Source organism: Bradyrhizobium sp. LM2.9, assembly GCF_054056555.1.
In genome coordinates this window covers 6,420,226-6,440,402 of record NZ_JBSRYJ010000002.1, presented here as the reverse complement: position 1 = coordinate 6,440,402, position 20,177 = coordinate 6,420,226, and the positions used below count along the sequence as shown (strand labels likewise).

Below are 20,177 nucleotides of genomic sequence, written 5' to 3'. Positions count from 1 at the left end.
GCAAGATTGGCGCGGACGCGGGAAGACGTCAACGCGGAACGCGGTGCGCAGGCGGATTAAACCGGCCGCTCGCCCTTCACCGTCACGCGCGTGCCGGAGCGTGTGTGCGGCCAGTAGTCCCACATCGCGCGGTGCTGGGCGCAGCGGTTGTCCCAGAACGCGATGGCGTTCTCGGTCCAGCGGAAGCGGCACTGGAACAGCGGGTTCTCGGCGTGCTGGTAGAGATAGGCCAGCATCGCGTCGCTCTCGTCGCGCGGAATACCGTTGATGTGGCGGGTGAAGCCGCGGTTGACGTAGAGCGCCTTCCTGCCCGTGACCGGGTGCGTGCGCAGCACAGGGTGCTCGGCGTTCGGATAGGACGGACGGTCAGCCACGCCGTAATTGGCGTAGAGCCCACGGTAGATCGGCTCGCCGTCGTGCAGCGCGGTCAGGCCGTCGAGATAGGCCTTCATGCGGTCCGACAGCGCCTCGTACGCAGCGTACATGTTCGCGAACAGCGTGTCGCCGCCGCGCGGCGGGCACTGCTTGATGTAGAGGATCGAGCCCATCGGCGGTTCGAGGTCGCAGGACACGTCGGAATGCCAGCCTTCGCCGTTGGCGCGCGGCGAGTTCGCATCCGCGTAGATCTTCATCAGCGCCGGGTCTTCATCCTCATGCGGCGCGGCAGGATGGAAATGCAGTTCGCCGAACTTGCGGCCGAAGGCGAGATGCTGCTGCGGCGTGATGCGCTGGTCGCGGAAGAAGATGACGAGGTTTTCGGCGAGCGCGCGCTGAATCTCGTCCATCTGCCGGTTGGAGCGGGCATCGTCCGAGACCAGCTTGCCGATGTCGACGCCGGATATTTCCGCACCGATGATCGGGGTGAGCTTTTCGACCGCGATGGTTTCGTACGGCGCGCCGTCATCCGCAGTGTGGCGATAGCGCGGGCCCTGCTTGCCGGCGAGTGAACTCATGGCATCTCTCCCGATCGTTTTGATTGGGGGCATGGTAGCGGGGGGTGACAGATACGCAATCTGCGCTGCAAACACAGCCGTCGTCCCGGACAAGCGTAAGCACAGATCCGGGACCCATAACCACAGGATTAGGTTTGGCGAAGACTCGGAGTGACATCCTGCCGTCACCACGAAATCCTGTGGCTATGGGTCCCGGATCTGCGCGCGCCGAGGCGCGCTTGTCCGGGACGACGGCGGAGTGTGGGCCCGAGTGAAGTTAGATCACTCCGCCGCGGTCACCGGCACCTTGGCACCCTGGCCGTAGCGCTGCTCGATGTAGTCGATCACGAGCGCCTTGAAGTCGGTGGAGATGGTCGGGCCGCGCAGGGTCCGGAACTTCTTGCCGTCGACGAACACGGGAGCAGCCGGCGCTTCGCCGGTGCCCGGCAGCGAGATGCCGATATTGGCGTGCTTGGATTCGCCGGGGCCGTTGACGATGCAGCCCATCACCGCGACGTTGAGCTCTTCCACGCCGGGATATTTGGTTTTCCAGGTCGGCATCTCGTCGCGGATGAAACCCTGGATCGAGCTGGCCAGTTCCTGGAACGTGGTCGAGGTGGTGCGGCCGCAGCCGGGACATGCCGCAACCAGCGGCACGAAGGTGCGGAAGCCCATGGTCTGCAACAGCTCCTGGCCGACCTGCACCTCACGGGTGCGGTCGCCGCCGGGCTCCGGTGTCAGCGAGATGCGGATGGTGTCGCCGATGCCCTGCTGAAGCAGGATGCCGAGCGCGGCGGATGAGGCGACGATGCCCTTGGTGCCCATGCCGGCCTCGGTCAGGCCGAGATGGATGGCGTAATCGGAGCGGCTGGCGAGAACCTCGTAGACCGCGATCAGATCCTGCACCGCCGACACCTTGGCCGACAGGATGATGCGGTCCTTGGGCATGCCGAGCTCTTCGGCGCGGGCAGCCGAGAGCAGCGCCGACTGCACCATGGCTTCGCGCATCACCGCGCGCGCATCGCGCGGATTGGCCGAGGCGGTGTTCTCGTCCATCAGCCTGGTCAGAAGCTCCTGGTTCGAGCGAGCCCCAATTGGCGCCGATGCGGACCGGCTTGCTGTTCTTGTTGGCGATCTCGATGATGTCGGCGAACTGCGTGTCGCGCTTGTCCTTGAAGCCGACATTGCCGGGATTGATGCGATATTTGGCGAGCGCCTCAGCGCAGGCCGGATAGGCCGCGAGCAGCTTGTGGCCGATATAATGAAAGTCGCCGATCAAGGGCGTGGTGATGCCGCGCTTGAGCAGGCCGTCGCGGATATGCGGGACGGCGGCAGCGGCTTCCTCGCGGTCCACGGTGATGCGGACCATTTCGGAGCCCGCGCGCGCGAGCGCTGCGACCTGGGCGATGGTGCCCTCGATATCGGCGGTGTCGGTGTTGGTCATCGACTGCACGACGATCGGCGCACCGCCGCCGACGGCAACGTCGCCGACCTTGACCTGGGTGGTGTGATGGCGCGGCGCAGGCCCCGCGATGTCGGAATCGATGGTGGTTTCGAGCTTGTTCATGGGGTCCAAATATCAGGTTTTGGTGACGTTCAGCAATGCATCGCGCGGCGCCGCAGCGGATTGGCTGGGACGGTTAACCAGAAAAAGCCCAGCAATTACAAGGACCGCTGCCGCCCCAAATGTCAGGTTCAGGGTGTCGTGCATGATGAAATAGCTACCCACCACGCCAAACAAAGGGGTGATGAAGGTAAAAGCCGACAATTTGCTGGCCGAATAGGTCTTCACCAGCGCGAACCAAAGCGTGAACGTGGTTCCCACCACCCAGATCGCCTGGAAGGCCATCAGGCCCAGCGACAGCGTCGACGGGGTGTGGGGGATGGTCTCCCCAAACAGCCAGGCGGCCGTGCCGAGGATCGGGATCGAGGTCGCGACTTGATAGCCGAGGGCTTTTTCAGGCGCCGCGAAGCGCAGCCGGGTGCCCTTGGCAACCAGCGTGGTCGCCGCCCACAGCGCGGCGCCACCGACGATCATGAGGTCGCCGAGCAGAACATGCGAATCGACGTTGGGCTGCGGTACCCCGATCGCGAGTGCGACACCGGCAAAGCTGACGGCCAGCCCCAGCCATTGCGTACCGCCAAGTCGCTCGCCAAGCACCTGGTAGGAGCCGAGCGCGACGAAGAACGGCGCGGTGTAGAGGAACACGACCGCCCGCGACGCCGGTGTGAAGCGCAGGCCCTGGAAGATCAGAACGAACTCGATGCCGAACATCAGTCCGGCGATCACGCCGGGCTTCCAGGTGCCGTCGCGTTCGAAGAATTTAACGCCACGCAAGCTGCCGATGATGAACAGCACCGGCAGCGCGCCCATCGAGCGGAACGTGGCCTGAAGCATCGGCGGGATGTCCGGCAGCACCAGCTTCACCGCGATCTGGTTGAACCCCCAGGTCAGGCACAGCATGAGCATCAGAGCGATGGCGCCGGCACTGAGGGGACGACCGGCGGACGATAGGGCTTGTGGTGAGGACATGTCTTCCTGAAAAACCGGCGTTGCGCCGTTGTTGCTTTATGCAGCTTTCTGACAATGCGCACAGACGCCCGTGATTTCCACCACGGACAGTTTGGGAGCGAAGCCTGAACTGCGCGCGGCGGCGGTGAGGTCCCTGGCGAACGACGCCGACGGAATCTCACCGACCAGACCACAGCGCTCGCAGATCAGGAACGTCACCGCCGAGGTCGCGTCATGGTCGTGGGCGGCGCAGGCGAGATAGGCGTTGCGGCTTTCGATGCGGTGCACGAGGCCGTTCGTCATCAAGAAATCGAGAGCACGATAGACCGTGATCGGCGCCGGCCGCGGCATCGATTTCGCCAGTTCGTCGATCACTTCATAGGCTCCCAGCGGCCGGTGGCTCGAGAGCAGCGCCCCCAGCACATGGCGGCGGATCGGCGTGAATTTCTGCGTGCGCTGCTCGCAGACGGCTTCGGCATGCGCCAGCGCATCGGCGGTGCAACGGCCGTGATCGTGATCGGGCGCGGGAAAAACCGGCTTTGCGAAGGTCATGGGACCGGTGTTCCTAGCATTTCGAAAGGGGAACCCAAAGCAGGACCGGCGGTGCGGCGATCAGCCATGCTCTTGCTGCGGGACAGCATCCCGCTATCCCGCCATGAAATAATCATAAGCTTGCTTATTATATCCCAAGCTTATTGGAGACCAAGCTCATGAGCCGCGGGCCCGTGGACCAGAACTTCCTGTTTACGCTTGCCGAGCTCTATCGCCTGCTCCGCGTCTATGCCGACAAGGAAGCCTCGCGCTTCGGCATCACCCGCGCGCAATGGGCGGTGCTGGCCAAGGTCGAGCGCAGCGAAGGCATGAAGCAGTCGGAACTCGCGGAGCTTCTCGAGGTGCAGCCGATCACGCTGACGCGCCTGATCGACAAGCTCTGCGACAGTGATTGGATCGAACGCCGCAACGATCCTTCGGACCGCCGCGTCAAGCGGCTGCACCTGAAGAAGGCGGGGCGGCAATTGCTCGGACGGATGAGCGGGCTGAAGTCCGAGCTCACGGCCAACGCGCTCGAGGGCATCACTCCGGCGGACGCCCATCGCCTCCTCACCCAGCTCGAAACAATCAAGGAAAACGTGCGTACCGCGATCCAGACATCGGTGGCGGAACAAGCGCGTAAGGAGCAGCGCTATGGCTGATCAGGTTCTCAAATTCCAACCCGAGCAGAAAATCGACAGCGGCAAGCCCACCAAGAAAGCCGGCACCAATCCGCGTCGCCGCCTGATCGCCGGCCTGCGCCGTTATCGCCGCGTCCTGCTTCTGGTCGTGCTGCCGGCCGTCGTCGCCATTGCCGGCCTGACCTTCTATCTCAATGGCGGCCGCTATGTCGGCACCGACGACGCCTATGTCGGTGCCCAGAAGGTGCTGGTGACGCCCGACATTTCCGGCAAGATCGAGAAGGTCATCGTGAAAGAGGGCCAGGTCGTCAAGCAGGGCGACGAGCTGTTCGAGATCGACCCCGTGCCGTTCCGCCTCGCGGTCGACCAGGCAAAGGCCGCGCTCGACCAGTCTCGCACGACTTATGACAATCTCATCGCGAACATCAAGATATACGCACAGATGCTCGATTTGGCGCAGCGGGGCGTCGACCTGAAGCAGCGCGACGTCGAGCGCAAGCAGTCACTGGTAAAGAGCAATTTCGGCTCGCAGCTCGACCTGGACAACGCTGCTAATGCGCTGGTCACCGCTGGCGCCCAGACGCAGTTCGTCAAGCAGCAGTTGTCCAATGCGAAGACCCAGCTGCTCGGCAATCCCGACCTGCCGCTCGAGCAATTCCCGCCCTACGCCCAGGCCAAGGCCAAGCTCGACGACGCCCAGCGCAATCTCGACCACGCCGTCGTGCGGGCCCCGATGAGCGGCGTTGCGACGCAGGTCGAGCAGATCCAGCTCGGCCGCTACGTCACCGCCGGCACGCCGGTGTTCTCCATCATCGACGTCGCCCATCCCTGGGTCGACGCCAATCCGAAGGAAAGCGACCTCACCTACGTCACCGAAGGGCAACCGGTCACGCTCGAGGTCGACGCGTTCCCGAACCATGTCTTCAAGGGCAAGATCGGCTCGCTCTCGCCCGGCACCGGCGCGCAGTTCGCGATCCTGCCGCCGCAAAACGCCACCGGCAATTTCGTCAAGGTCGTGCAACGTGTGCCGATCCGCGTCTATTTCGACGAGACCGACAAATACGTGCGGAAGCTGAAGGCGGGCATGAGCGTCTACGCCACCATCGACACCGGCCATCAGCGCTCGCTCGCCGGCCTGCTCGGCCTGGCGGCGACCGCAGGCCACGAAAAAGACTGAGACAAGGACCGATCCGATGTCCGGCCCCCATGCGAGCCTGATGGTCCCCGGCATGCGCCGGAACATGGTAACGATCTGCGCCATGACGGCGACCATCATGCAGGCGCTGGACACCACCATCGCCAATGTCGCCCTGCCCTACATGCAGGGCACGCTATCGGCCTCGCAGGACCAGATCAACTGGGTGCTGACGTCCTACATCGTCGCCGCTGCGATCATGACGGCGCCGGTGGGCTGGATCTCCAACCGCTTTGGCCGCAAGCGCATCTTCATCGCCTGCGCGGCCGGCTTCACCTTCGCCTCCGTGCTGTGCGGCCTCGCGCAGGACATCAACCAGATGGTGCTGTTCCGCCTGCTGCAGGGCGTATTCGGCGCAGCGCTGGTGCCGCTGTCGCAGTCAGTGATGCTCGACTATTACACGCTTCAGGAACGCGCCACGGCGATGTCGATCTGGGGCATGGGCGTGATGATGGGCCCGATCATGGGCCCGTCGCTGGGCGCCTGGCTCACCGAGAGCTATTCCTGGCACTGGGTGTTCTTCGTCAACCTGCCGTTCGGCGCGATCACCGTGCTCGGGCTCGCCGTCTTCATGGACGAGACCGATAAGAATCTCAGCCTGAAGTTCGACTGGTTCGGCTTTGCCGCGCTGGCGATCGGGATCGGCGCACTCCAGCTCGCGCTCGATCGCGGCGAGCAGCTCGACTGGTTCGAGTCGGTCGAGATCGTGACCGAGTTCGCCGTCTCCGGCGTCGCCTTCTATTACTTCTTCGCCCACTCCTTCACGACCTCGCGTCCCTTCATTCAGTTCGCGCTGTTCAGGGATCGCAACTTCCTCACCGGCTGCATCTTCATGACGGTGATGGGCCTCGTGCTGTACTCGACCATGGCGCTGGCTTCGCCCTACCTGCAGAACGTGATCGGTTATCCCATCATGACCGCGGGCGGCCTGCTCGCAAGCCGCGGCTTCGGCACTTTCTTCGCCATGATGATGGTCGGCCGCATCATGCGCTGGATCGAGGCGCGCACGCTGATCATCTGCGGCCTGACGCTGACGGCGGCCTCGCTGTTCCAGATGACGGGCTGGACCGACCAGACCCAGGTGCCGGAAATCGTGGTCGTCAGCGTGATCCAGGGCTTTGGCTTCGGCCTCGTCTTCGTGCCGCTCTCGACGGTGGCGTTCCTGACGCTGCCGAACCACTTGCGCACCGACGGCACCTCGATGCTGACGCTGCTGCGCAACGTCGCGAGCTCGGTCGGCATCTCCATCGTCGTCGCCGAGCTGACGCAGGGCACGCGCAAGACCTATGCGATCCTGTCCGAGAACATCAACCCGTTCAACCACGCGCTCCAGATGCCCAACGTCAGCGGCATGATCAATCTCTCCACCGACGCCGGCCGCGCCATGGCCGACAGGATGGTCAGCGTGCAGGCGCAGATCATCGCCTTCGCGCACGACTACATGTTGGTGATGATCTTCATCCTCTGCACCATCCCACTCGCCCTGATGATCGGCTCGTCCAAGGCCACGCTGCGCAAGCAGTCGGCCGGGCCGGAACATGCGGTGATGGAGTAGGGTGCGTCACAACTTGGACGACGGCGAGCGTGCAGCGCCAACTACCCCAAAAACTCCTCGCACCCTAAATCCTCGACCGCCAGCATCACCCGCTCCAGATTGTTCCACCAGATCACCGGCGGGATGTTGATGCTCCATTGCCAGACCGGCGTGGTGATGTGCCAGAGCACCGACCAACGGTAATCCTGATCGAGCGCGCCGCGCGTATAGCCGCTGGCGCCGCGCGCGATCAGCGTCTCGTAGTAACGGTTGAGCAGCGCCCGCTCGAGCGTCTGCCGGCGTTCCGGATACCATTGCATCGCCATCATGTAGGCGAGGTCGTTGGTCGGCACGTTGATGTTCCACAGGTCGAAGTCGAAGATCCGCACGGTATCGGCGACGCCGGCGCGCGGCAGCAGGAAATTCCAGATATGGGCATCGCCATGAGTGATGCTGACATGACGTCGCAAATGATAGCGCAGGGATAGCCGGGCCGACTGATCGATCAGCCGGCGGTAGAGGATGCGGCGCTCTTCGCTGAGGCGATCGCCGAGCAGGTCCGCGAAGCGATCGTAATGGCCGGCGAAGGTCTCCATGTGAGTTGCGCTGTCCTCCTCGCTCGCCCAGGTGCCGACGGTCTCGCCGAGACCGGGATGGTCCCACCAGGCCGCGTGCCATCGCGCGAGCGTCGTGACGATCGCCATCGCCTGATCGCGCGACGGTGGCAGCGGCCATTGCGTCGCAATCTCATGGCTGTCGGTGAGGTCTTCGAGCAGGAGATGCCAGGTCTCGCTCTCCTCGTCGAAATGCCCGTCGAAGCAGCGCGGCACAAGCCCCGCCGGCACTGTTGGCGCGAGTTGCGTATAGAAGGCCACTTCGTGCCGGCCGCCATTTGCAAGCGTCTTTGCGAAGTCGGAATGCGCGGTCTTCAGGATCAGCGATTGCGGGGCGCCGGCGGATTCCCCCACATAGCGCAGGCCAAGGCGGATAATGTGCGACACGACGGTGTCGCGCTGATGCAGCACTTTCACCTCGCGGACTGCGCCGGCGTCCAGCACGCCACTCCTGCGGAGCGCTGCCGTCAGTCGGGCGGGCTCAACGACCGCCGGCAATTGTGGAGGTGTCATAGCCACGATGCCCCTGTCCCGCGTCATACTGCACGATCACGCCCCACGCACCAGCGGCCAACCCGATGCCGGCCTAAGCCGCAGCGGTCGAGGCGCGCACGGTCCTGACCACGACCGACCGGAGCTGTTCGAGATTGGCCGCCATGCCGGCGATCGCCTGTCTGACCTCCGCGGCGCGCTCGTTCACGGAGGCGGCGTCGCGGCTGACATCGCCGATCTTGGCCGAGACCTCCTTCGCCGCGGAAGCCGATTCGGAGATCGACCGCGTGATCTCACGCGTCGCGGCGTCCTGCTCTTCCATCGCGGCGGCAACCGAGGTGGCAACTCCGTCGATCTCGAGGATGTGGCCTCCCATGGTTTCGACGGCATCGACCGCGGCCTGCGTCGAGGCCTGGATCTCGGCAATCAGCCGCGCGATCTCCTCGGTGGATTTGGCGGTCTGGTCGGACAGGGATTTCACTTCGGCGGCGACCACCGCGAAACCGCGGCCGGCTTCGCCGGCACGCGCGGCCTCGATCGTGGCGTTGAGTGCCAGGAGGTTGGTCTGACCGGCGATGCCGCCGATGAGATCGGAGACCTCGGCGATTTTCTTGACCGAACCGGCCAGCGCCTGGATGGTCGAACGCGCCTGTTCACGACCGGCGACCGCCGATTTTGTGACCGTGCTGGTCCGCGCGACCTGGGTCGCGATCTCACGGATCGAAGCACTCAGTTCTTCCGCCGCGGCTGAAACGGTTTGCGAACTGCTCAGGGCCTGGGTGGACGCCGAGGCAACCGCCTGCGACTCCGTGGACAACGACCGCGCGATCTCGGACAGGCTGGAGGCCGCCCGTTCCACGCCTTGGGTCGCAGCGCTTGCGGTATCGACCGAGCGGCCGGTTTCCCGCTCAACCGTATCGGCCATCTGTTGCAGGGCACCACGCTTGGCCAGCGCCGCCTCCTGCTCCTGCTACAGCTGTTCTTCGCGCAGCCGGGCATTGTCGACTGCCGCCTGCTTGAACACCAGCAGGGCGCCCGCCATCGACCCGACCTCGTCCTGACGGTGTGCGAAGGGGATGTCGGCGGCGAGATCGCCGGTCGCGAGCTTTTGCATCGTGCCTGTCATGCGCACGATCGGGCGCACCACGCCGAGCGCGACGCCGAGCAGGCCCGCGGCAATGAATGCCAGAACGGCGGCGGAAACGCCCATGAGGATATAAAGCATGGAGCTGTCGCGGTCCGCGGCCAGCTTCTCCATTTCGGCATTCTGCTTGTTGGCGCTCTCGACAATGCTGTCGATGACGGCGCGATGCGCGGTGTAGGCATCCTTGAGCTGCGCGTAGGCGCGCTCGGAGGCGGCCGTGTCCTTGGCCTTGAGGGCCGGCAGGAGCTGGTCGGACAACAGCTTCCAGAACTTCTGCACCTCGGCGTCGGATTTCGACACCAGCGCGGTCTTCAGGTCGGCCGAGAGGCTGGAGGTAACCCAGAAAGCCTTGCGCTCGTCGTAATCCTTGCGGAGCTGGACCAGGCGGTCGCCGTGCGCCGCCAGCCGGTCCGGCTCGCGCATGGCGAGGGTAGCCTCGAGATAGGCCTCGATCACATATTCCGGCGGGGGCAGGATGTCCGCGATGAGGTCATTGCCGAGCTTGATGTCGGTATAGAGCGGGCCGCCGACCTTGAGCTCGTGCAGGGCGTAGAGGCTGGTGGAGACCACGGCGGTAAAGCCGATGGCGAGGACGATGCCGAAAGCAATGATTGCGGAAGAAAGCGAAAGGCGAATTTTCATGAAACAATCCGATGGGCCGCGCCAAATCCAACGGATCCTAGAGGATTACGGTAAACACGGGATTGCTTCGCGCGGAATTTGAATCGCGCGGACTCCGGAGAACTACGGGAAAACGGCGTCAGCGAGCGGTTTCGGGCAGCGAAAGTTGGGCCCGGTCCTCCGCCATCGTCCCGGATAGGCGCAAGCGCAGATCCGGGACGCCACCTCAGTCACACGTCGAAAAACACAGTTTCGTTGTCGCCCTGCAATCGCAGGTCGAGCCGGTACACTGGCTTGCCGGCCTCGCGTACGGCGGTCAACGTGGCGCGGCGGTCGGCCGGCACCAGCGCCAGCACGGGGTCGGCGGCGTTGCCGGCCTCGTCGCCGAAATAGATGCGGGTATAGAGATGCCGCAGCATGCCGCGGCCAAACACCGCAAGCAGGATATGCGGCGCCTGCGGCTTGCCGTCGGGATCGGGCACCGCGCCTGGCTTGATGGTTTCGAAGGCGTAGTTGCCATCCTTGTCGGTGCCGCAGCGGGCAAAGCCGCGGAAGCTCGCATTTGGCAGCGCGCGCTTGTCCTGCGGATCGGCAAAGCGCCCCTGCGCATCGGCCTGCCAGATCTCCAGCATGGCATCAGGCACAACGACTCCGTCGCCGTCGAACACACGGCCCTCGATGCGGACGCGATCGCCGGTGACGTCGGGAGTCAGCGTCGAGTTCGTGAACGCATCGTTCCAGGCGTAGTCGCCGTTTGGCGTCAGGCCATATTTGAAGAACGGGCCGACCGTCTGCGATGGCGTGATCCCATTATCCTGCACTTAATGGTTCTCCATAGGCGTGGCGTTCTTGCCGCGCAGCACGATGTCAAAGCGGTAGCACAGCGCCCATTCGGGCTGGGTATTCTCTAAGTCGAACGACGACACCATCCGCGCCCGCGCCTTCTCGTCCGGCACCGAATTGAAGATCGGATCGAACGGGAACAGCGGATCGGCAGGGAAGTACATCTGCGTCACCAGACGCGTGACGAAGGAATGGCCGAACACCGAGAGATGGATGTGCGCGGGACGCCAAGCGTTGTGGTGGTTGCCCCAGGGATACGCGCCAGGCTTGATCGTGACAAAACGATAATAACCGGAGGCATCGCTCACGGTGCGGCCGGCGCCCGTAAAATTCGGATCGAGCGGGGCCGGATGCTGGTCGCGGACGTGAACGTAGCGGCCGCAGGAATTGGCCTGCCAGATCTCGACCAGTGAGTTCGGAACGCCGCGGCCGTCCTCGTCGCGCACATGGCCGTGCACGATGATGCGCTCTCCGAGCGGCTCGCCGGTGTGCTGGGTGGTGAGGTCGCTGTCTCCCTCGCGCACAGTCTCATGGCCGTAGACCGGGCCGGTCAGCTCCGACAACGTATGGCGCATCGGGATCAAGGGCTTGTTCGGCGCGCGCTTGATCGAGCTCTTGTATTCGGGCGACAGCGGCAGCGGATGCGCCTGGTTGCTGTCGACGGGATAGATGAATGTCATTGGCGAACTCCTCCCCGGCCCTGTTCGGTCCGACCGGTCAACGCTTCCGCCAATCATTATAGGATATAACTAATTGGGGGAAGCGGCTTTGAGCCCTATTTGATCGGCGGACGCGGCAGCACGGCCTCGCCGGCTTCGAGCCGGTAGACATGATCGAGCGAATACCAGGGCGTCGCGACATCGCGCTCTGTCGGGTGTGGCGCGTCATGACGCAGGAACTTGCCTATCAGCGCCTTCGTCACGCCGAACTGCACGTCGCTGTCGATATGCGGATCGGCCGGGTCGTAGACCTGCGAGATCAGCACCTTGAAGCCGGGCTTGAAGACCAGGGCATGCAGGTGCGCGGGACGATAGGGATGCCGGCTCTGCGCCTCCAGGAGACGGCCGACCACGCCATCGGTCGGAATGGGATAGCCGACCATCATCACGGAGCGGAAAGAGAAGCCTCCGTCCTGGTCGGTCGTAAACTTGCCGCGCAGATTCATGTCGACCTGCTCCGGGTCCTGGTTCTCATAGAGACCGACAGGCGACGCGTGCCAGACGTCGACCTCGGCGCCGGCGACGGGACGGCCGTCCCTGTCCACGACGTGACCGTTGACGAACAGCGGCGCGCCCGGCGTCTTGGAGCGCACGATCGATCCGCCATTCTCCATCCGCGGCGAGTTCAACCGCCAGAACGGTCCGAGCAGCGACTGGTCGGTTTCCGTGTTGCCCTGATCGCCATTGTTCAGCAGGCACACCAGCGGCGAGACGCCGAGCGAGCCCGCCATCAGCACGACCTCATTATGCGTGTCGGTCGAGAGCTCGCCGAGCTCGGCGATAACAGCCGTGGCGTCGCGGAATTCCTTCTCGGTCAGACGAACGTCGCGGACGAAGCCGTGCAAATGCTTGACCAGGGAGACCATGATCTGGCGCAGCCGCGGATCGGACGTCCGCTCCATCACCGCCAGGGCCGCGGCCGTGACGTCCTGCTCGCCCGCAATGATCATGGAAGCGGATCCCTAAAATTTCTCTCTCCCGCAAGCAGGGAGAGAGAAGAGAGCCTAGTTCAGCTTCTCGATCGCGACAGCCACGCCCTGGCCGACGCCGACGCACATGGTGGCAAGCGCGAGCTTGCCGCCGCGCTTTTCCATGCCGTGCACGGCGGTGAGCGCAAGGCGCGCGCCGCTCATGCCGAGGGGATGGCCGAGCGCAATCGCGCCGCCATGCGGATTGACGAAATCGGCATCGTCGGCAACGCCGAGCTGGCGCATGCAGGCGATGCCCTGCGAGGCGAAGGCTTCGTTGAGCTCGATCAGATCGAAATCACTGATCTTCTTGCCGAGACGCTCCATCAGCTTGCGGGTCGCGGGCACAGGGCCGATGCCCATGATGCGCGGCGGCACGCCGGCCGACGCAAGCCCGAGGATGCGGGCACGCGGCGTCAGGCCATGCTTTTTCACGGCGGCTTCGGACGCCAGGATCATCGCGGCGGCGCCGTCATTGACGCCGGAGGCATTGCCCGCGGTTACCGTGCCGGGATTGCGTACGATCGGCCTCAGCTTGGCGAGGGCTTCGAGCGTGGTCTCGGGGCGCGGATGCTCGTCCTTGTCGACGATAACGGGGCCGGCCTTGCCGCCGGGAATGGTGATCGGAGTGATTTCTTCGGCGAAATAGCCGGCCGCAATCGCCGCACCGGCGCGTTGCTGCGAGCGGATCGCGAAAGCATCCTGATCGGCACGCGACACCTGGAACTCTTCCGCAACGTTCTCGCCGGTCTCCGGCATGGCATCGACGCCATACTGCGCCTTCAGCAGCGGATTGATGAAGCGCCAGCCGATCGTGGTGTCGAAGATGTCGGCAGAGCGCGAGAAGGCTTCCTGCGCTTTGCCCATCACGAACGGCGCGCGCGTCATGGATTCGACGCCGCCGGCAATCGCGAGCTCGATCTCGCCGGAACGGATGGCGCGGCCGGCGGCACCGACCGCATCGAGGCCGGAGGCACAGAGCCGGTTCAGGGTTTGGCCGGGAACTGAATCCGGCAGGCCCGCAAGCAGGAGCGCCATGCGTGCAACGTTGCGGTTGTCCTCGCCGGCCTGGTTGGCGCAGCCGAAGAAGACCTCGTCAACCTGTGCCCAGTCGAGATTGGGGTGCTTGGCCATCAGTGCCCTGATCGGGGCGGCCGCAAGGTCGTCGGCGCGCACTTTGGCGAGGGAGCCGCCGAAACGGCCGATCGGGGTCCGCACGGCATCGCAGATAAAGACGTCACGCATCGCTGTTCTCCCTGAATGCCGCGATCGGGCCTAAATTCTTCAATGTCGACGGAGTTTTAGGAGGGCGCCCGCGGCAGGTCAATTGACTGATACGCGCGTGTTCCGAGGGGTGCGCACGCCAGCAGCGCATGCCGCGGTGCGGACAACGTGGAAAACCTCCCCGCCCCGGCCAAAGCGATAGGAGCGCGGGGCGAAATTTTGTAGGTTGCGCCGCCCATGACAATGCAACAACCGATCCCTGTACCGCCCCCCGACGAAGCGACCACGCCGCAGGCGGAAGCTGCCGCGCGCGTCACGCCGATGATGGAACAGTACCTTGAAATCAAGGCGGCCCATCAGGGCTTGCTGCTGTTCTACCGGATGGGCGACTTTTACGAGCTGTTCTTCCAGGACGCCGAGATCGCCTCCAGGACACTCGGCATCGTGCTGACCAAGCGCGGCAAGCATCAGGGCGCCGATATCCCGATGTGCGGCGTGCCGGTCGAGCGCTCCGAGGATTATCTGCACCGGCTGATCATCGCGGGGCACCGGGTGGCGGTGTGCGAACAGACCGAGGATCCCGCCGCCGCCAAGGCGCGCGGCAACAAGAGCGTCGTGCGCCGCGGCGTGGTGCGCCTGGTCACGCCGGGCACGCTGACCGAGGACACGCTGCTCGACGCGCGCGCCAACAACTATCTGATGGCGCTCGCGCGCGCCCGCTCATCGGCGGGCGGTGACCGCTTTGGCCTCGCCTGGATCGACATCTCGACCGCCGAATTCATGGTGACGGAGTGTTCGGGCGGAGAGCTCACCGCGACACTGGCGCGCATCAATCCGAACGAGGTGATCGTCACCGACGCGCTCTACAACGACAGCGAGCTCGGACAGACCCTGCGCGAGCTGCCGGCGGTGACGCCGCTGACCCGTGACGTCTTCGACGGCGCCACCGCCGAGAAACGGCTGTGCGATTATTTTGCCGTCGCGACCATGGACGGACTGGCGCAGCTCTCGCGTCTCGAAGCCACCGCCGCGGCCGCGGCCGTCACCTATGTCGACCGCACCCAGGTCGGCAAGCACCCCCCGCTGTCGCCGCCCGCGCGCGAGGCCTCGGGTGCGACGATGGCGATCGATCCGGCGACGCGCGCCAATCTCGAACTGACGCGGACGCTGGCGGGCGAACGCCGCGGCTCACTGCTCGACGCGATCGACTGCACGGTGACCTCGGCGGGGTCTCGACTGTTGGCGCAGCGGCTGGCCGCGCCGCTGACCGATGCGGCGGCGATCGCGCGGCGGCTCGATGCGGTCGGCAGCTTCGTTGCAGACTCTGCCGCGCGCGAGGACATCCGCAGCATCCTGCGCGGTGCGCCCGACATGTCGCGGGCGCTGGCCCGTCTGTCGGTCGGCCGCGGCGGCCCGCGTGACCTCGCCGGTCTGCGCGACGGCGTCATCGCCGCCGACCAGGTGCTGACGCGGCTCGGCGAACTCGACCAACCGCCGCAGGAGATCGCCGCGGTGATGGCAGCGCTGCAAAGACCATCGCGCGAGCTCGCGGCGGAATTCGCCAGGGCGCTCGACGATCAACTGCCGCTGATCAAGCGCGACGGCGGCTTCGTTCGCCAGGGCTACGAGCCTGCGCTGGACGAAACGCGAAACCTGCGCGACGCCTCGCGCCTGGTGGTGGCTTCGATGCAGGCGCGCTACGCCGACAGCACGGGCGTCAAGGGCCTGAAGATCCGGCACAACAACGTGCTCGGCTATTTCGTCGAGGTGACCGCGCAGCACGGCGACAAGCTGATGTCGCCGCCGTTGAACGCGACCTTCATCCACCGCCAGACACTGGCGGGCCAGGTGCGCTTCACCACCTCCGAATTGGGGGAGATCGAAGCCAAGATCGCCAATGCCGGCGATCGTGCGCTCGGCCTCGAGCTCGAGATTTTCGAACAGCTCTGCGCCAAGGCGCTCGACATCAGCGAGGATCTGCGTGCCGCCGCTCACGGCTTTGCGCTGCTCGACGTCGCGACGTCGCTGGCCAAGCTGGCGATCGACGAGAACTATGTGCGGCCCGAGGTGGACTCGTCTCTCGGCTTTGCGATCGAGGCCGGCCGCCATCCCGTGGTCGAGCAGGCGCTCAAGCGCAACGGCGAGCCGTTCATCGCAAATGCCTGCGACCTGTCGCCAGGACCTGCGCAAAAGTCCGGCCAGCTCTGGCTGCTCACCGGTCCCAACATGGCCGGCAAGTCGACCTTCCTGCGCCAGAACGCGTTGATTGCTCTTCTTGCTCAAATCGGAAGTTTCGTGCCGGCGAGGCGCGCGCGGATCGGCATTATCGACCGCCTGTTCTCCCGCGTCGGCGCCGCCGACGATCTCGCCCGCGGCCGTTCCACCTTCATGGTGGAGATGGTCGAGACCGCTGCGATCCTGAACCAGGCCGGCGAGCGCGCGCTCGTGATCCTCGACGAGATCGGCCGCGGTACAGCGACCTTCGACGGTCTCTCGATCGCCTGGGCCGCGATCGAGCATCTGCACGAGAGCAACCGCTGCCGCACGCTGTTCGCCACGCATTATCACGAGCTGACCGCGCTATCGGCAAGACTGCCGCGCATGTTCAACGCCACCGTGCGCGTGAAGGAGTGGCAGGGCAATGTCGTGTTCCTGCACGAGGTGCTGCCGGGCTCGGCCGATCGCTCCTACGGCATCCAGGTGGCGAAGCTGGCTGGCCTGCCGCCGGCCGTGATCACGCGCGCGAAATCGGTGCTGGCAAAGCTGGAAGCCCAGGACCGCGGCCAGACCGCACGCGCGCTCGCCGACGATTTGCCGCTGTTCGCAGTGCCCTCGCGCGCCGCGGCGGAAGCCGCGCCGCCGAGCGAAGCCGATCTGCTGATAGACGCCGTGAAGGCCCTGCACCCGGACGAGATGTCGCCGCGCGAAGCGCTCGATGCGCTGTATGCGTTGAAAGCGAAACTGCCGAAGTAGCGAACGGTCCTTCCGCAACCTTCATTGCGAGCGGAGCAGAGCAATCCAGCATCTCTCTGTGGCGGCAGTCTGGATTGCTTCGTCGCTTCGCTCCTCGCAATGACGAGGCTAGTGCGCCAATCGCTTCCTTCGCCCGTTCCACCACAGCGTCAGATTCCAAACGACGCAGGTGGAGAGCCCCATGCTAAGGCCGATCGCGGAGCCGAAATTGGCGGCGCCGACGTGCAGCACGGCGATCGCCATGCCGAATCCGAGCAAGCCCCAGGCGGAGTTGGCGAGCACGGCGGCGGTCGGCGGCCCCCCGATGCGCGGATGCAGGATCACCATGATGCTGGAGAACACGACCGGGTACAGCGCGATGATGCCGCTGATCCTGGGGCCGACCCAGCCCGACGTCGAGACCACGATGGCGACGAGGGTCGCAACCAGCAAAGCGCGCATCGGCACGTCATACCAGCGGCGCGTCACCAGCGGCATTTTCACATGGCGATAGCCCGCGAGTAGCGGAATGCAGATGCTGAACGCGATCAGATTGGCGACGAGCCCGGCGGCGAGCGGCCAGTCGAACTGGCGGATGATCGAGGCCAGCACGATCCATACCGCGACCGCGCTTCCGCAACTCACCAGAAGACTGTGCCGTTGCGACAGCACGACATAAATGAGGCACATGAAGATCGTGGCAGCATTGACCGGCAGGCTCGACAGCGCGCCCTGCGCGATGAAAGCGGCATCGTGGTCGAGCGCGAGGTAGACGTAGGAGGGACCGGCCGAGATCGGCAGGGTCGCCACCAGCGCTCCGATCACCGGGCCCGAGCGCTCGGTGATAACGGAGGCCGTCACGACGAACGCCGCCGCGATCGCCATGCGCAGGAGAAGGAAGAGAATGAAGTGGAGGTCGGGGGACATTTTTTTCTGTCATTCCGTCCTTGTGCGCAATTGCGCACAAGGCCAGGACGACACTTGTTGATTACATTCGCTGCATCGACACCGAGACTTTCGGGCCGTTCTTGATGGTCTGATAGACCACGCAATAGCGCTCGGTGAGCTTGAGCAGCAGGTCGAGCTTGTCCTGCGGCGCATCGGTGTCGACCTCGAAGCGCAGGCGTATCTCGGCGAAGCCGACCGGAGTCTCCTTGTCGACGCCGAGCGTGCCGCGGAAATCGAGATCGCCCTCGGCGTAAACGTCGCCGGTCTTCAAGGGCACCTCGATCGCGGTCGCGACCGACTTCAGGGTGACGCCGGCACAGGCGACCAGCGCCTCGAGCAGCATGTCGCCGGAGCAGAGCTCCAGGCCGGAGCCGCCGGTCGCGGGATGCAGGCCGGCCATTGCGATGGCGCGACCGGTCTCGACCTTGCAGGCGATGCCATCGCTATCCGTCGAGCCCTTGGCCTTCAACGTGATCATCGCGGTCTTGGGATCGGTCTTGTAGCGTTCCTTGATCGGGGCCTGCATCTGGCGCAGTTCTGCGGCGTCCATTGTTCTCTCCCGGAAGATACGCCTGCCGATGTACCGGCTCGGAGACGAATTGTCACCACCACATGGCCTGACCGGGACCCTGCATTGCGTCACGGTCGGGCACACTCCGGTCGAGCGAACGGTCGAGTGACGTCAGCACACTTCGCTTGAAATTCTCGAACAGCGGCGAATTGCGGTCGCGCGGCCGGCCCAGATTGATCTCGATCTGGTCGAACAGCCGGCCCGGCCGCGGCCGCATCACCAGCACGCGGTCAGCCAGCACCACGGCCTCGTCGACGTCATGCGTGACGAGGATGAGCGTCGGCCGCGTATCGGCCCAAAGATCGAGCAGATGATCCTGGAGATCCCTGCGGGTGAAGGCGTCGAGCGCCGAGAACGGCTCGTCGAGCAAGAGCACCTCGGGCTGAGGCACCAGCGCGCGTGCGATCGCGACACGCTGTGCCTGCCCGCCCGAAAGCTCGCGCGGCCAGGCCTGCGCCTTGTCGGCGAGCCCGACACGCTCGAGCGCGCGCGCCACTTTCTCACGCCGTTCGGTCGCAGGCAGGTCGGCGAGGCCAAAGCCGATATTGTCGGCGACACTGAGCCAGGGCAGCAGCCGCGGCTCCTGGAAGATGATGCCGATCTTGGCATGCGGCGAGGCGATCGCCTCGCTGTCGAGCGTCACGGTACCGGAACTCGTGCGGTCGAGGCCGGCGATGGCGCGCAGCAGCGTGGACTTGCCGCAACCCGAGCCGCCGATGATGGCGACGATCTCGCCTTGCTTGATTTCCGCCGAAAAGCGCGCCAGCGCCTGCACGCCGTTGGGATAGGTCTTGCTGACCCGTTCGAGCGCCAGCATCGCGTTACGCTCCCTTCGTGCGGCCGAAGGCATCCTGCCAGCGCAGGAAGGGCGCGGCCGCGACCTCGATCAGCCAATCCGTGAGCTTGCCGAGGATCGCGAAGATCACGATGGCGGCGAGGATCTGCGCGGGCTTGCCAAGCTGCTGGCCGTCGAGCAGGAGATAGCCGAGGCCTTCGGAGGCGCCGATCAACTCGGCCGCCACCACGAACATCCAGCCCAGGCCGAGACCGACGCGCAAGGACACGATATAGGCCGGCAGCACCGCGGGCAGCAGAATGCGGCGGATCATGGCGGGGCCGGAGAGACGGAAGGTGCGGCCGACCTCGACGATTTTTCGATCGACGATGAGGATCGCGCCCATCACGCCGAGATAGACCGGGAAGAACACGCCGACCGCGATCAGCACGATCTTCGAAGTCTCGAAGATGCCGAGCCAAAGGATGAACAGCGGCACCCAGGCCAGCGAGGGGATCGCGCGCAGCGCCTGAACGGTCGGATCGAGCAGCCGGCGCGCCAGCGACCAATACCCGGAGATAGCCCCGAGCAGCGTGCCCGCGACCACGCCGAACGCAAAGCCAAGACCGACGCGCCACAGCGTCGCGGCGATGTGACGGATCAGCTCGCCGGAGCGGGCGAGATCAGCGATGGTGGCAAAGACGCGCGAGGGGGGCGGCACCAGCCGGCCGTTGGACCAGCCAAACCAGACCACAAGTTCCCAGCCGAGCGCGAGGATCAGCGGCAACAACACACCCAGCATCGGCCGTGCATAACGCAAGATGCGCGACGGCGCGGCGGCGCTCTCGGCCGGTTCCGAGGTTTGTTGCAGGGCTGGCGCGTCGGAGATCATGGCCGTAGGAAGCGCGTCTGGTCGGGGAAAGCAACACTACTATTGCCGCGCCCTCCGCTGCTTTTCCCT

At 65.1% G+C, this 20,177-nt stretch carries 18 protein-coding genes and 1 pseudogene; 4 read left to right on the top strand and 15 right to left on the bottom strand.

Annotated elements, in window-relative coordinates; all coding sequences use genetic code 11:
* Positions 1-56: 56 nt before the first annotated feature.
* The 4 genes and pseudogenes from ACVWW3_RS33095 to ACVWW3_RS33080 form a co-directional block, all read right to left on the bottom strand.
* A complete protein-coding gene (locus tag ACVWW3_RS33095) occupies positions 57-953 on the bottom strand; it encodes a TauD/TfdA dioxygenase family protein (protein WP_456651883.1) in 897 nt (298 codons plus the stop codon).
* 261 nt (positions 954-1,214) lie between these two features.
* Positions 1,215-2,499: pseudogene (ispG, locus tag ACVWW3_RS33090) on the bottom strand (flavodoxin-dependent (E)-4-hydroxy-3-methylbut-2-enyl-diphosphate synthase).
* Between the two features lie 12 nt (positions 2,500-2,511).
* Positions 2,512-3,465 carry a DMT family transporter gene (locus tag ACVWW3_RS33085; RefSeq protein WP_354048087.1) on the bottom strand — a complete coding sequence of 318 codons (954 nt, stop codon included), beginning with the start codon at positions 3,463-3,465 and terminating at the stop codon, positions 2,512-2,514.
* 36 nt (positions 3,466-3,501) lie between these two features.
* Positions 3,502-3,996, bottom strand: coding sequence for a Fur family transcriptional regulator (locus ACVWW3_RS33080; protein ID WP_456651885.1), 495 nt, complete (start codon positions 3,994-3,996; stop codon positions 3,502-3,504).
* A 158-nt stretch (positions 3,997-4,154) separates the two neighbouring features.
* Between ACVWW3_RS33080 and ACVWW3_RS33075 the strand changes: the two genes are divergently transcribed.
* The 3 genes from ACVWW3_RS33075 to ACVWW3_RS33065 are packed head-to-tail and all read left to right on the top strand — an operon-like array spanning position 4,155 to position 7,366.
* The gene (locus ACVWW3_RS33075; protein ID WP_247351687.1) at positions 4,155-4,637 is read left to right on the top strand and encodes a MarR family winged helix-turn-helix transcriptional regulator; all 483 of its coding nucleotides are present in this window, start codon (positions 4,155-4,157) and stop codon (positions 4,635-4,637) included.
* The gene (locus ACVWW3_RS33070) at positions 4,630-5,793 is read left to right on the top strand and encodes an HlyD family secretion protein (RefSeq protein WP_354048082.1); all 1,164 of its coding nucleotides are present in this window, start codon (positions 4,630-4,632) and stop codon (positions 5,791-5,793) included. Before ACVWW3_RS33075 ends, ACVWW3_RS33070 begins: the two co-directional genes overlap by 8 nt.
* A gap of 16 nt (positions 5,794-5,809) precedes the next feature.
* On the top strand, positions 5,810-7,366 hold the full coding sequence (locus ACVWW3_RS33065) for an MDR family MFS transporter (protein WP_247351683.1): 1,557 nt from the start codon (positions 5,810-5,812) through the stop codon (positions 7,364-7,366).
* A gap of 41 nt (positions 7,367-7,407) precedes the next feature.
* On the opposite strand, the gene ACVWW3_RS33060 is transcribed toward ACVWW3_RS33065, so the two are convergent.
* The 7 genes from ACVWW3_RS33060 to pcaF all read right to left on the bottom strand — a co-directional run bounded on the left by ACVWW3_RS33060 (position 7,408) and on the right by pcaF (position 13,991).
* Positions 7,408-8,499 (bottom strand): phosphotransferase, encoded by a 1,092-nt coding sequence (locus tag ACVWW3_RS33060; RefSeq protein ID WP_456672271.1) that lies wholly within the window; start codon positions 8,497-8,499, stop codon positions 7,408-7,410.
* Positions 8,500-8,545: 46 nt separating this feature from the next.
* Positions 8,546-9,376: a methyl-accepting chemotaxis protein gene (locus ACVWW3_RS33055; RefSeq protein WP_456672270.1), complete on the bottom strand. Its 831-nt coding sequence runs from the start codon at positions 9,374-9,376 to the stop codon at positions 8,546-8,548.
* A 45-nt stretch (positions 9,377-9,421) separates the two neighbouring features.
* Positions 9,422-10,237 (bottom strand): HAMP domain-containing protein, encoded by an 816-nt coding sequence (locus ACVWW3_RS33050; protein ID WP_456672269.1) that lies wholly within the window; start codon positions 10,235-10,237, stop codon positions 9,422-9,424.
* A gap of 209 nt (positions 10,238-10,446) precedes the next feature.
* The gene (gene pcaG, locus ACVWW3_RS33045) at positions 10,447-11,037 is read right to left on the bottom strand and encodes a protocatechuate 3,4-dioxygenase subunit alpha (RefSeq protein WP_247442103.1); all 591 of its coding nucleotides are present in this window, start codon (positions 11,035-11,037) and stop codon (positions 10,447-10,449) included.
* Positions 11,038-11,739 (bottom strand): protocatechuate 3,4-dioxygenase subunit beta, encoded by a 702-nt coding sequence (gene pcaH, locus ACVWW3_RS33040; protein ID WP_247442101.1) that lies wholly within the window; start codon positions 11,737-11,739, stop codon positions 11,038-11,040. It abuts the gene before it with no gap.
* Positions 11,740-11,834: 95 nt separating this feature from the next.
* On the bottom strand, positions 11,835-12,728 hold the full coding sequence (locus ACVWW3_RS33035; RefSeq protein WP_456651887.1) for a dioxygenase family protein: 894 nt from the start codon (positions 12,726-12,728) through the stop codon (positions 11,835-11,837).
* Between the two features lie 54 nt (positions 12,729-12,782).
* On the bottom strand, positions 12,783-13,991 hold the full coding sequence (pcaF, locus tag ACVWW3_RS33030) for a 3-oxoadipyl-CoA thiolase (RefSeq protein WP_456651888.1): 1,209 nt from the start codon (positions 13,989-13,991) through the stop codon (positions 12,783-12,785).
* 216 nt (positions 13,992-14,207) lie between these two features.
* Between pcaF and mutS the strand changes: the two genes are divergently transcribed.
* Entirely contained in the window at positions 14,208-16,943 is a 2,736-nt protein-coding gene (gene mutS / locus ACVWW3_RS33025) for a DNA mismatch repair protein MutS (RefSeq protein WP_456672268.1), read from the top strand.
* Positions 16,944-17,051: 108 nt separating this feature from the next.
* On the opposite strand, the gene ACVWW3_RS33020 is transcribed toward mutS, so the two are convergent.
* The 4 genes from ACVWW3_RS33020 to ACVWW3_RS33005 all read right to left on the bottom strand — a co-directional run bounded on the left by ACVWW3_RS33020 (position 17,052) and on the right by ACVWW3_RS33005 (position 20,108).
* On the bottom strand, positions 17,052-17,849 hold the full coding sequence (locus ACVWW3_RS33020; RefSeq protein ID WP_354103337.1) for a hypothetical protein: 798 nt from the start codon (positions 17,847-17,849) through the stop codon (positions 17,052-17,054).
* A 61-nt stretch (positions 17,850-17,910) separates the two neighbouring features.
* Positions 17,911-18,420 (bottom strand): OsmC family protein, encoded by a 510-nt coding sequence (locus ACVWW3_RS33015; protein ID WP_354048069.1) that lies wholly within the window; start codon positions 18,418-18,420, stop codon positions 17,911-17,913.
* 52 nt (positions 18,421-18,472) lie between these two features.
* Positions 18,473-19,258: an ABC transporter ATP-binding protein gene (locus ACVWW3_RS33010; protein WP_456651889.1), complete on the bottom strand. Its 786-nt coding sequence runs from the start codon at positions 19,256-19,258 to the stop codon at positions 18,473-18,475.
* Positions 19,259-19,262: 4 nt separating this feature from the next.
* Positions 19,263-20,108: an ABC transporter permease gene (locus tag ACVWW3_RS33005; protein WP_247351664.1), complete on the bottom strand. Its 846-nt coding sequence runs from the start codon at positions 20,106-20,108 to the stop codon at positions 19,263-19,265.
* Between the last annotated feature and the right edge of the window lie 69 nt (positions 20,109-20,177).

Bases quoted from the DNA above. Each gene is read 5' to 3' on its own strand.
- ACVWW3_RS33095 (WP_456651883.1), bottom strand. From the start codon at position 953: ATGAGTTCACTCGCCGGCAAGCAGGGCCCGCGCTATCGCCACACTGCG.
- ACVWW3_RS33085 (WP_354048087.1), bottom strand. From the start codon at position 3,465: ATGTCCTCACCACAAGCCCTATCGTCCGCCGGTCGTCCCCTCAGTGCC.
- ACVWW3_RS33080 (WP_456651885.1), bottom strand. From the start codon at position 3,996: ATGACCTTCGCAAAGCCGGTTTTTCCCGCGCCCGATCACGATCACGGC.
- ACVWW3_RS33075 (WP_247351687.1), top strand. From the start codon at position 4,155: ATGAGCCGCGGGCCCGTGGACCAGAACTTCCTGTTTACGCTTGCCGAG.
- ACVWW3_RS33070 (WP_354048082.1), top strand. From the start codon at position 4,630: ATGGCTGATCAGGTTCTCAAATTCCAACCCGAGCAGAAAATCGACAGC.
- ACVWW3_RS33065 (WP_247351683.1), top strand. From the start codon at position 5,810: ATGTCCGGCCCCCATGCGAGCCTGATGGTCCCCGGCATGCGCCGGAAC.
- ACVWW3_RS33060 (WP_456672271.1), bottom strand. From the start codon at position 8,499: ATGACGCGGGACAGGGGCATCGTGGCTATGACACCTCCACAATTGCCG.
- ACVWW3_RS33055 (WP_456672270.1), bottom strand. From the start codon at position 9,376: ATGGCCGATACGGTTGAGCGGGAAACCGGCCGCTCGGTCGATACCGCA.
- ACVWW3_RS33050 (WP_456672269.1), bottom strand. From the start codon at position 10,237: ATGAAAATTCGCCTTTCGCTTTCTTCCGCAATCATTGCTTTCGGCATC.
- pcaH (WP_247442101.1), bottom strand. From the start codon at position 11,739: ATGACATTCATCTATCCCGTCGACAGCAACCAGGCGCATCCGCTGCCG.
- ACVWW3_RS33035 (WP_456651887.1), bottom strand. From the start codon at position 12,728: ATGATCATTGCGGGCGAGCAGGACGTCACGGCCGCGGCCCTGGCGGTG.
- pcaF (WP_456651888.1), bottom strand. From the start codon at position 13,991: ATGCGTGACGTCTTTATCTGCGATGCCGTGCGGACCCCGATCGGCCGT.
- mutS (WP_456672268.1), top strand. From the start codon at position 14,208: ATGACAATGCAACAACCGATCCCTGTACCGCCCCCCGACGAAGCGACC.
- ACVWW3_RS33020 (WP_354103337.1), bottom strand. From the start codon at position 17,849: ATGTCCCCCGACCTCCACTTCATTCTCTTCCTTCTCCTGCGCATGGCG.
- ACVWW3_RS33015 (WP_354048069.1), bottom strand. From the start codon at position 18,420: ATGGACGCCGCAGAACTGCGCCAGATGCAGGCCCCGATCAAGGAACGC.
- ACVWW3_RS33010 (WP_456651889.1), bottom strand. From the start codon at position 19,258: ATGCTGGCGCTCGAACGGGTCAGCAAGACCTATCCCAACGGCGTGCAG.
- ACVWW3_RS33005 (WP_247351664.1), bottom strand. From the start codon at position 20,108: ATGATCTCCGACGCGCCAGCCCTGCAACAAACCTCGGAACCGGCCGAG.